This window comes from Streptomyces sp. NPDC107581 (assembly GCF_055657175.1).
In genome coordinates, this window is the sequence record NZ_JBVKBH010000002.1 from 206,818 (window position 1) to 218,368 (window position 11,551).

Below are 11,551 nucleotides of genomic sequence, written 5' to 3' on the forward strand. Positions count from 1 at the left end.
ACCGGACCCGGACAGGTCGGACCCGGACAGGTCGGTTCACTGAGGTCAGGCTCCGAGGGGTCGGACCCGGACAGGTCGGTTCGCTGAGGTCAGGCTCCGAGGGGTCGGGCGCGGAGAGGTCAGAGGTTGTCGTCCTTGCTGTCGCGCAGCCAGTCCCGCACGGCGAGCGCCGTCGCCTCGGAGTGGTCCTCCATGATCGTGAAGTGGTCTCCGGGGACGTCGGCGTCCTCGTGCGGATACGGCCACTCCGGCTGCCAGCGGTCCTCGGTCTCCAGCGCCGTCGACTCCCCCGGCGGGAAGGTGGCGTGCACATAGAGCGTCGGCGCCTCGATCGGGTCGGGCTTCCAGTCGTCGAACACACGGACGTAGCCGCCCTGACCGGTCAGCTGCGCGCCGGTCAGCAGCTCGAACGCCTCACTGGTGGAACCGCGCTTCTTCAGTGCCGCCTCCAGACGGGCCTCGAACGAGTTCGTCGCGGTGTAGGTGTCGATGAGCACCACCGCCGCCGGTGCGGTGCCCTGCCTTTCGAGCAGGGCGGCGACCGCGTTGACCATCCATCCGCCCGAGGAGTAGCCGAGGAGCACGAACGGACCCTCGCCCGCCCGCCGTCGGACGGCCTCGGCCTGGAGGCGGACGATCGCCTCCCGGTTCGCGGGCAGCGGCTCCCCCGGCGCGAAGCCGGGGTGGGGCAGCACGGTCACGTCCCGCTCGCCCGCGAACAGGGGAGCGAAGCGGCCGAAGTAGTGCGGGCCGGAGGGTGCCATCATCGGCGGGAAGCACAGCAGCGGGGTTCCCGGCCCGGTCGCCAGCGTGACCGCCGGCAGGGCGGGCGCCTCGTGCGGCGCCTCGAACACCGGCCGCACCCGCGCGGCCGTCATCACCAGCTGCCACCCCTCCTCGTACAGTCCGAGGTCGCTCGCCTGCCGGTACAGGCCGGTGAGCGTGTCCTCGACCGCCAGGGACGCGGGCGCGGCGGGAGCGGTGCCCGCGACATCCGCGGCGAGCTCGCGCCGCAGGTACGCGGCGAGCGCCGGTCCGGTCGGCTGGTCGAACACGACGGTGGTGGGCAGGCGCAGCCCGGTCGCGCCGGCGAGCTGGTTGCGCAGTTGCAGCGCGGTCAGGGAGTCGAGGCCGAGCTGGGTCAGGGCGCCGGAGACGTCGATGTCGTCCGGGGTGTAGCCGAGCACGGCCGCCGTCCGGTCCCGGACGAGCCGGAGCAGTTCCCGCTCCTGTTCCTCCTCCGTCAGCCCGGCCAGGCGGCGCGTCAGCGGCTCCGCGCTCGCGTCGGCCGCCGCCCGGGCGGCCCGGGTGCGTACGAGGCCGCGCAGCAGCGGGGGCACCGCGTCGGGATCGGCGCGCAGCGCGCCGGCGTCGAGGCGCATCGGCACCACGACCGCGTCACCGGCCGCGCACCCGAGGTCGAACAGTGCGAGGCCCTGCTCCTGGGTCAAGGCCGCGACACCGGAGCGGGACATGCGGGCCACGTCGGTGTCCGCCAGTGTGCCGGTCATCGCGCCGGCCGTCTCCCACAGGCCCCAGGCCAGCGAGGTCGCGGGCAGACCGGCCGCCCTGCGGTGGTGGGCGAGCGCGTCGAGGAACGCGTTGGCCGCCGCGTAGTTGCCCTGGCCGGGGCCGCCCAGGATGCCCGACACGGAGGAGAACAGGACGAACGCCGACAGGCCGAGGTCACGGGTCAGCTCGTGCAGCTGCCACGCCGCGTCGGCCTTCGGCCGGAACACGGTGTCGAACCGCTCCGCCGTCAGCGAGCCGATCACGCCGTCGTCCAGCACGCCCGCCGAGTGCACCACGCCGGTCAGCGGGTGCTCCGAGGGCACCGCGGCCAGCAGCTCCGCGAGCGCCGCGGGGTCGGTGACGTCGCAGGCGGCGAGCGTGACGTGGGCGCCGAGGCCGGCGAGTCCGGCGCGGAGTTCGTCTGCTCCGGGCGCGGCGGCGCCGCTGCGGCTGGCCAGCAGGAGGTGCCGTACGCCGTACTCGGTCACGAGGTGCCGGGTGACGAGGCCGCCGATCATGCCGGTGGCTCCGGTCACGAGGACGGTGCCGCCGTGCGCGAACGTGATCGGGGACTCGGCCGCGGACGGTGCGGGCCGTGCCAGGCGCGGCACCAGCACGTCACCGGCGCGCACCGCCAGCTGGGGCTCGGCACCGGCCTCGGTACCGGTGAGGACGGCGGGCAGCACCGCCCAGGACGCGTCGTGCGCGTCCACGTCCACCAGCGCGAACCGGTCGGGGTTCTCGGACTGGGCGGACCGGATCAGGCCCCACACCGCCGCGGCGGCGACGTCGGGCACGTCCTCGTCCGGCCCGGTCGCGACGGCCCCGCGCGTCACGAAGACGAGGCGGGAGTCGGGGAACCGGTCGTCGGCCAGCCACTCCTGGGCCAGCCGCAGCGCGCGCAGCGCGGCGGCGCGGGCGGCGGAGACCGGCTCCGGGCCGTCCGCGGCGCACGGGACGACGACCAGATCGGGTACTCCGGCCTCGGCGAGGGACGCGAGGTCCCGGTGCTCGGCGACGGTCACGCCGGACGCGGCGAGGCCCGCGGCGGCCTTCAGGTCGTCCGGGCCGACGACTGCGCAACCGCGGGCGGGAGCGGGGGTGGCCGCACGGGTCGGCGCGGCCACCCACTCCAGCCGGAACAGCGCATCGCGGTGGCGCGCACCCCACTGGTCCGCGGCGATCGGCCGCAGCACCAGGGATGCGACCGTCGCCAGGGGGTGCCCCTGCGCGTCGGCCAGTTCCAGGGTGACGGCGTCGGGTCCGGCCGGTGTGAGCCGGACCCGCGCCGTGGTGGCACCGGTGGCGTGCCATCGGATGCCGCTCCAGGAGAACGGCAGCCGGGGCCGGCCGGTGTCCTCGACGAGGCCGCCGAGCATGCAGGCGTGCAGCGCGGCGTCCAGGAGCGCCGGGTGCAGTCCGAACGACGCGGCGTCCCGGTGCTGGTCCTCGTCGAGTGCGATCTCGGCGTACACGGCGTCGTCGCCGCGCCACGCCGCACGAAGGCCCTGGAAGGCGGGCCCGTACCCGAACCCGGCCTCCTCCAGTCCGTCGTAGAGGCCGTCGATGTCGACGGGTTCGGCTCCCGCGGGCGGCCACTGGGTGAGCGCGGCCGGGTCGGCGGGGGCTCCGGTGGTGAGGAAGCCGGTGGTGTGCCGGGTCCAGTCGGTGCCGGCGGCCGGTTCGTCCGGGCTGGAGTCGATGCTCAGCGTGCGGCGGCCGGAACCGTCGTCACCGCCGACCGTCACCCGCAGGCGTACGCCGCCGCGTCCGGGCAGCACCAGCGGCGCGGCCAGCGTCAGCTCTTCCACCTCGTCCAGGCCGAGCCTGTCGCCCGCGGCGAGCGCGATCTCCGCGAAGGCCGTGCCGGGCAGCAGGACCGTCCCTCCGACGGTGTGGTCCGCGAGCCACGGGTGGGTGTCCGTGCCGAGCCTGCCGGTGCACACGAGGCCCTGTCCGTCGGCGAGGTCCACGGCGGCGCCGAGCAGCGGGTGGCCCGCGCCCGCCAGGCCGAGGCCCCCGGCCGCTTCGTCGAAGCTCAGGTCGCGGGGAGCGTCGAGCCAGTAGCGCCTGTGCTGGAACGCGTACGTCGGCAGGCCCACGCGCCGCGCGCCACGTCCGGCGAAGAACGCCTCCCAGTCCAGCCGCACGCCCCGGGTGCACAGCTGGGCCACCGCGGACATCAGCGCGGGCTCTTCCGGGCGATCGGCCCGCAGTACCGGTACGAACCCGGCATCGGGCGCGGATTCCAGGCCGAGTGCCGACAGCGTCCCGCCGGGACCGACCTCGACGAACGTGGCAACGCCCTGGTCCCGCAAGGTGCTCACGGCGTCGGCGAACCGCACCGGCTCACGCACGTGCCGCACCCAGTACGACGGTGACGTCACCTCTTCGAGGGTGGCTCGCGCGCCGGTCAGCGTCGACACGATCGGGATCCCGGGGGCGTCGTACGACACTCCTTCCAGCACGCGGCGGAAGTCATCCAGCATCGGGTCCATGAGCGGGGAGTGGAAGGCGTGGCTGACGCGCAGCCGGGTCACCTTCCGGCCCTCCGCACGCCACCGCTCGCCGACAGCCTCCGCATCGGCGGCGGCACCGGAGACGACGACCGACGACGGACCGTTCACCGCCGCGATGCCCACCGTCTCCGGCAGGTCCGAGGCGACCTCGGCCTCCGTCGCCCGGATCGCCACCATTGCGCCGCCCCCGGGCAGCGCCTGCATCAGCCCCGCACGGGCCGACACCACCTTCACCGCATCGGCCAGCGACCACACACCGGACACGTGCGCGGCGGCCAGCTCACCGATCGAATGACCGGCCAGTACGTCGGGACGAATGCCCCAGGACTCCAACAGCCGGAACAGCGCGACCTCGACCGCGAACAGCGCGGGCTGCGTCGCCCCCGTCTCATTCAGGGCCTCGGCATCCTCACCGAACAGCACCCCACGGACGTCAGGAGCCAGCAGCCCCAGCACCTCGTCCAGCGCCTCGGCGAACACCGGGAAACGGTCCGCCAGTTCACGACCCATGCCGAGCCACTGCGAACCCTGACCCGAGAACAGGAATCCCACACCACCCGCGGCGGGGGTCCCCGTGACCAGGCCGGGGTACGGCTGCCCCTCGGCCAGTGCCGTGAGCCCCTGCAGCAGTGCCGCGCGGTCGTCGCCCAGGACGACCGCCCTGTGGTCGAAGGCCGACCTCGTGGTCACCAAGGAGTAGGCGACGTCGTGCACGTCGGTCTCCGGCTCACCCGCGATGTGCTCGCTCAGCCGGGCCGCCTGGTCCCGCAGCGCCTGAGCGTTCCTGCCCGAGAGCACCCACGGCACGACACCGTCGGCGGGCGCGGACACCGCGGACACCGCGGGCGGCGCGGACGGCGCGGACGGCGCGGACGCCGCGGACGCCGCCGCGGGCGCGAACTCCTCTGCCTCCGCGGCCTGTTCGATGATGGTGTGAGCGTTCGTGCCGCTCACACCGAACGAGGACACGCCCGCCCGTCGCAGACGGCCGGTCTCCGGCCACGGCCGCACCTGCGTCAGCACGTCGACCGCGCCCGCCGACCAGTCCACGTGCGGGGAGCGCTCGGAGACGTGCAGGGTCGGCGGCAGCGCACCGTGCCGCAGGGCCATCACCATCTTGATCACGCCGCCGACACCGGCCGCGGCCTGAGTGTGGCCGACGTTCGACTTCAGCGAGCCGAGCCAGAGCGGCTCGCCGGTGCGGTCCTGGCCGTAGGTGGCGAGCAGCGCCTGGGCCTCGATCGGGTCGCCGAGGGTCGTGCCGGTGCCGTGCGCCTCGACCGCGTCCACGTCGGCCGGCGCCAGACCCGCGTTCGCGAGGGCCTGCCGGATCACCCGCTGCTGCGAGGGGCCGTTGGGCGCCGTCAGACCGTTCGACGCGCCGTCCTGGTTGACCGCCGAACCCCGCACGACCGCCAGCACCTGGTGGCCGTTGCGCCGCGCGTCCGACAGCCGCTCCAGTACGAGCATGCCGACGCCCTCGCCCCAGCCGGTGCCGTCGGCCTCGGCGGAGAAGGCCTTGCAGCGGCCGTCGGGGGCCAGGCCCCGCTGCCTGCTGAACTCCACGAACGTCGCGGGGCTGGACATCACCGTCACACCGCCCGCGAGCGCGAGCGAGCACTCGCCCGAGCGCAGTGCCTGCGCCGCGAGGTGCAGTGCCACCAGCGACGAGGAGCACGCGGTGTCCACGGTCATCGCGGGGCCTTCGAGGCCGAACACGTACGACACCCGGCCGGAGGCGACGCTGCCCGAGCTGCCGAGGCCGAGCTGGCCCTCGAAGCCTTCCGGGGCGCGTCGGAGCCGGGAGGCGTAGTCGTTGTACATCACGCCCGCGAACACGCCGGTCGCGCTGCCCCGCAGGGACTTCGGGTCGATTCCGGCGCGCTCCATCGCCTCCCAGGCCGTTTCGAGGAGCAGCCGCTGCTGGGGGTCGACCGCCATCGCCTCGCGCGGCGACATGCCGAAGAACACCGGGTCGAACTCGGCGGCGTCGTGGAGGAAGCCGCCTTGCCGGACGCTGCTGGTGCCGGTCTGTTCGGGGTCGGGGTCGTAGAGCGCCTCGACGTCCCAGCCCCGGTTGTCCGGGAATTCGGACACCGCGTCCCGGCCCTCGGCGACCAGGCGCCACAGGTCCTCCGGCGAGCTCACCCCGCCGGGGTAGCGGCAGCTCATGCCGACGATGGCGATCGGCTCGTCGTCGGCGGCCGCCGTGCGGAGGGTCTCCGTGCGTGCCTGTGCGCCGCCGAGCAGCGTGGCGTGCAGGTGGTCCGCGAGGACCAGGGGCGTCGGGTGGTCGAAGACCAGTGTGGCGGGCAGGCGCAGGCCGGTGGCGGTGTCGAGCCGGTTGCGCAGTTCGACCGCGGTGAGCGAGTCGAAACCGAGGTCGCCGAAGGCGCGCTCCGGTTCCACCTCGGCGGCGGAGCCGTGGCCGAGCACGGCGGCGACGGACGTGCGGACGAGGTCGAGCAGGGCGGGCAGGCGCTCGTCCTCGGGCAGCGCCGCGATCCGTGCCGCCAGTCCTCCGTCGGCCTTGGCGGCTTCGGGGCGTGCCGTGCGCACGAGCGCGCGCAGCAGCGCGGGGACGGTCTCGGGGCGCGCCCGCAGCGGCGCCAGATCGAGCCGCATGGGTACGGCGGACGGGAGTGCGAGGGAGGCGTCGAAAAGGCGCAGGCCCTCCTCGGCGGACAGCGCGGTGACACCGGCCCGGGTGAGGCGCCCGCGGTCGGTCCCGGCCAGGTCGCCGGTCATGCCGCTGCCGTCCGCCCACAGGCCCCAGGCCAGCGAGGTCGCGGGCAGGCCCTGGGCGCGGCGGTGGCAGGCGAGAGCGTCGAGGTAGGCGTTGGCCGCCGCGTAGTTGCCCTGGCCGGGATTGCCGAACGTACCGGCGGCCGAGGAGAACAGCACGAAGGCGGACAGGCCGGGGTCGCGGGTCAGCTCGTGGAGGTTGCGGGCGGCGTCGGCCTTCGGGCGGAACACGGTGTCGATCCGCTCGGGGGTCAGCGACTCGACGACCCCGTCGTCCAGGACGCCCGCCGCGTGCACGACGGCCGTGACGGGGTGTGCGTCGAGCAGTTCGGCCATCGCCTCGCGGTCGGCGACGTCACAGGCGGCCACGGCGACCTCGGCACCCAGGCCCGTCAGCTCGTCGTACAGCGAGCCCACTTGGCCGCGCCTGCTGGCCAGGACCAGCCGCCGCACCCCGTGCCGCTCGACGAGGTGCCGGGCGACCAGACCACCGAGCGTGCCGCTCGCGCCGGTCACCAGCACCGCGCCGTCGCCGAAGCCCGGCCCCTCCGTCCCGGCGGGACGGGCCCGCACCAGCCTCGGGGCGCGCAGTTCCCCCGCGCGCAGGGCCAGTTGGGGCTCGCCGGTCCCGACGGCACCGGGGAGCGCGGGAAGCGCGGCCGGCTGGTCGACGTCGACGAGGACGAACCGGCCGGGGTGTTCGCCCTGCGCCGCGCGGACCAGGCCCCACACGGGCGCGGCGGTCAGGTCGGGGACGTCCTCGTCGGGGCCCGCGGCCACCGCGCCGGAGGTGACGAGCACCAGCCGTGCCGAGCCGAACCGCTCGTCGGCGAGCCAGCCCTGCAGCAGCGCCAGCGCCCAGTGGGTCGCCTCCGCGGGGCCCGCGGAGGCGGGGACGGGGGCGAACACCAGGTCCGGGACCCCGTCCTCCGCCAGTGCGGCCAAGTCCGGGTACGAGTGCGGCGGTTCGGTTGTCTGTGCAGGGTCGAGACCGTCTCCGAGGACCGCCCAGCGGGCCGTGCTGGAGGGGGCGGGCCTGACCCGCGCCCAGTCGACGCGGAACAGCGAGTCCAGCCCGTCGCCGCTCAGCGCATCCGGCGTCAGGGGCCGCAGGGACAGGGCCTCTACCGTGGCGACGGGAGCGCCCGTGCCGTCACTCAGGGCGAGCGCGACACCCGAGGCGCCGGCCGGGGACAGCCGCCCGCGCAGCACGGTCGCGCCGCTGCTGTGCAGGCGCACCCCGCGCCAGGAGTACGGCAGGTGCAGCCGCTCCGCGTCGGCGACGAAGCCGCCGAGGCCGATGGCGTGCAGCGCGGAGTCGAGGAGCGCGGGGTGCAGCGCGAAGGAGCCCGCGGTGTCCTGGTCGGGCAGCTCCACCTCGACGAACACCTCGTCGCCCCGCCGCCAGGCCGCGCGCAGTCCGCGGAACGCGGGCCCGTAGCCGAGTCCCGCCGCGGCGAGGTCGTCGTAGCGGCCCTCGACGTCGATCCGCTCGGCGCCCGCGGGCGGCCAGGCCTCACCGGCGGTGGCCGGGGCGGCCGGGTCGTCGTCGGCCGTCGCGAGCGTGCCGAAGGCGTGCCGCGTCCACGGCTCGTCGTCGGGCGCGTCGTCGGCGCGCGCGTAGCAGTTCAGCGTCCGGCGCCCCGACTCGTCCGGTGCCCCGACGGACACCTGGAGCCGCACCGCGCCGTCCTCCGGCAGGACCAGGGGCGCGGCCAGCGTCAGTTCCTCGACGTGGTCGAGTCCCACCTGGTCGCCGGCCCTGACCGCGAGCTCCACGAAGGCGGCACCGGGCACCAGGACCACACCATCGACGGTGTGGTCGGCCAGCCACGGGTGGGTGGCCAGGGCGAGCCTGCCGGTGAGCAGGGCGCCCTCCTCGTCGGCGAGGGTGACCGCGGCGCCCAGCAGCGGGTGGTCGGCGGGCCGCAGGCCGACCGAGGCCACGTCGCCGGGATGAGCGCCCGCGTCCAGCCAGAACCTGGTGCGCTGGAACGGGTACGTGGGCAGATCGACGCGGCGGGCGCCGCGTCCCGCGAACACGGACCGCCAGTCGAGGGTGACGCCCCGCGTGTGCAGGGCCGCGACGGCCGAGGTGAGCGCGGTGCCCTCGGGCCGGTTCGCGCGTGCCGCGGCCACCAGGAACGCGCCCTCGTCGACGCAGTCGCCGCCCGCCGCGGTCAGCACCGCGTCGGGGCCCAGCTCCAGGAAGTTCGTGACGCCCTGGCCGCGCAGGCACCGCATGCCGTCGAGGAACCGCACGGCCTCGCGGACGTGGCGCACCCAGTGCTCCGGGTCGCGCGCCTGCTCCGGGGAGAGCACGGTGCCGGTCAGCGTGGACACGACGGGGATGGCGGGCGTCCCGTAGGTGACGGTGCGGGCGACGGCGCGGAAGTCCGCCAGGACGGCGTCCACGTGCGGGGAGTGGAACGCGTGGCTGACCCGCAGGTAGCGGGTCTTGCCGCCCTGTTCCCGCCAGGCGCCGTCGAGGGCGGCGACCGCGTCGGTGTCGCCCGCGACCACCGTGGACTCGGGGCCGTTGACGGCCGCGACGTCCACCGTGCCGCCGTGCTCGGCGATCAGACGGCGCACGGTGTCCTCGTCCGCGCGCAGCGACAGCATCGCCCCGCCCTCGGGCAGCGCCCCCATGAGCCTGCCGCGGGCGGCGACCAGCGCGCAGGCGTCGGCGAGGGAGAAGACGCCCGAGACATGGGCGGCCGCCAGTTCGCCGATGGAGTGGCCCGCGAGGAACTGCGGGGTCAGGCCCCACGCCGTGACGAGGCGGAACAGGGCCACCTCGATCGCGAACAGCGCGGGCTGGGTGTAGGTGGTCAGGTCGAGCAGGGCGGCGGCCCCGGTGCCGGGCCCGGCGAAGACCACGTCCGCGAGCGGCCGGTCCAGGTGCGGGTCCAGGTGGGCGCAGACCTCGTCCAGGGCCTCGGCGAACACGGGGAACTCCCCGTACAGTTCGCGCCCCATGCCGATGTGCTGGCTGCCCTGTCCGCTGAACAGGAAGGCGAGCTTGCCGCGGCTGCCCACCGTGCCGCGGACCAGGTTCGGTGCCTCGCCGCCCGCGGCCAGGGCCTGCAGGCCGTGCAGCAGTTCCGCGCGGTCCGCGCCGACGACGGCGGCCCGGTGTTCCAGCGCGGTCCTGGTCACGGCGAGCGAGTAGCCGACGTCCACGGCCGACGCGTTGCGGCCCTCGGCCGGTGCGCCCCGGCCGTCCAGGCGGGAGAGGAGGGCGGCGGCGCGCTCGCGCAGCGCGGCGGGGTCGTTGCCGGACAGCACCCAAGGCACCGCGTCGGCGAGGACGGGGTCGACGGGCTCGCCGTCGATGGTCCCGGCGTCCTCGGCGCCCTCGGCCGGGGCCTGTTCGAGGACGACGTGGGCGTTGGTGCCGCTGATGCCGAACGACGACACCGCCGTCCTGCGCGGCCGGCTCGTCTCGGGCCACGGCCGCGCCTCGGTCAGCAGTTCCACGGCGCCCGCCGCCCAGTCGACGTGCCGGGAGCGCTCGTCCACGTGCAGGGTCGGCGGCAGCACACCGTGCCGCATCGCCATGACCATCTTGATGACGCCCGCGGCGCCGGCGGCCGCCTGGGTGTGGCCGATGTTGGACTTCACCGACCCCAGCCACAGCGGCTCGCCGGTGCGGTCCCGGCCGTAGGTGGCGAGCAGCGCCTGGGCCTCGATCGGATCGCCGAGGGTCGTCCCGGTGCCGTGCGCCTCGACCATGTCGACCTGGGCCGCGGTCAGTCCGGCGCTGTCCAGGGCCTGCCGGATCACACGCTGCTGCGAGGGGCCGTTGGGCGCGGTCAGGCCGTTGGACGCGCCGTCCTGGTTCACGGCCGAGCCGCGCAGGACCGCGAGGACCGGGTGCCCGTGGCGGCGGGCGTCGGACAGCCGCTCCAGGAGCAGCATGCCGGCGCCCTCGCCCCAGCCGGTGCCGTCGGCGCTGTCGGCGAAGGACTTGCACCGGCCGTCCGCGGCGAGGCCGCGCTGCTTGCTGAAGCCGATGAAGGTGTCCGGGGTCGCCATCACGGTGACGCCGCCCGCGAGGGCGAGCGTGCACTCGCCCGACCGCAGCGCCTGGGCCGCCAGGTGCAGCGTGACCAGGGAGGACGAGCAGGCCGTGTCGACCGTGACGGCCGGGCCCTCCAAGGCGAACGTGTACGACACGCGGCCGGAGGCGACGCTGCCGAAGCCGCCGGTGCCGAGGAAGCCCTCGACGCCCTCCGGCACCGACCGCAGCCGCGATGTGTAGTCGTGGTACATGACGCCCGCGAACACGCCCGTCCTGCTGCCGCGCAGCGTCGACGCGTCGATCCCGGCCCGCTCGAACGCCTCCCAGGAGGTTTCGAGCAGCAGCCGCTGCTGCGGGTCCATCGCGAGCGCCTCGCGCGGCGATATCCCGAACAGGCCGGGGTCGAACTCGGCGGCGTCGTGCAGGAATCCGCCCTCGGTGCGGAAGACGCGGTCGGGGTCCTCGGGGTCGGACAGGGCGACATCGCCCCAGCCCCGGTCGGTGGGGAACGCCGTCACGCCGTCGCGGCCGCCGGCGACCAGCTCCCACAGGTCCTCGGGGGAGCGTACGCCGCCGGGATAGCGGCAGCTCATGCCGATGATCGCGACCGGCTCCTGTTCGCCCTCCTCGACCTCGCGCAACCGCTGACGTGTCTCGCGCAGGTCGGCGGTGACCCGCTTGAGGAAGTACCGGAGCTTGTCCTCGTTTTCCATGCTTTCTCTACTCCAGGGAACGTCGAGCAAGTGGTGTG

1 protein-coding gene is annotated in these 11,551 nt (G+C 75.2%); it reads right to left on the reverse strand.

Annotation, left to right across the window (positions count from 1 at the left end):
- Window positions 1-119: 119 nt before the first annotated feature.
- Window positions 120-11,513, reverse strand: a complete 11,394-nt coding sequence (locus ACZ7P3_RS04875; protein WP_472078991.1) for a type I polyketide synthase — start codon at window positions 11,511-11,513, stop codon at window positions 120-122.
- Window positions 11,514-11,551: the final 38 nt, after the last annotated feature.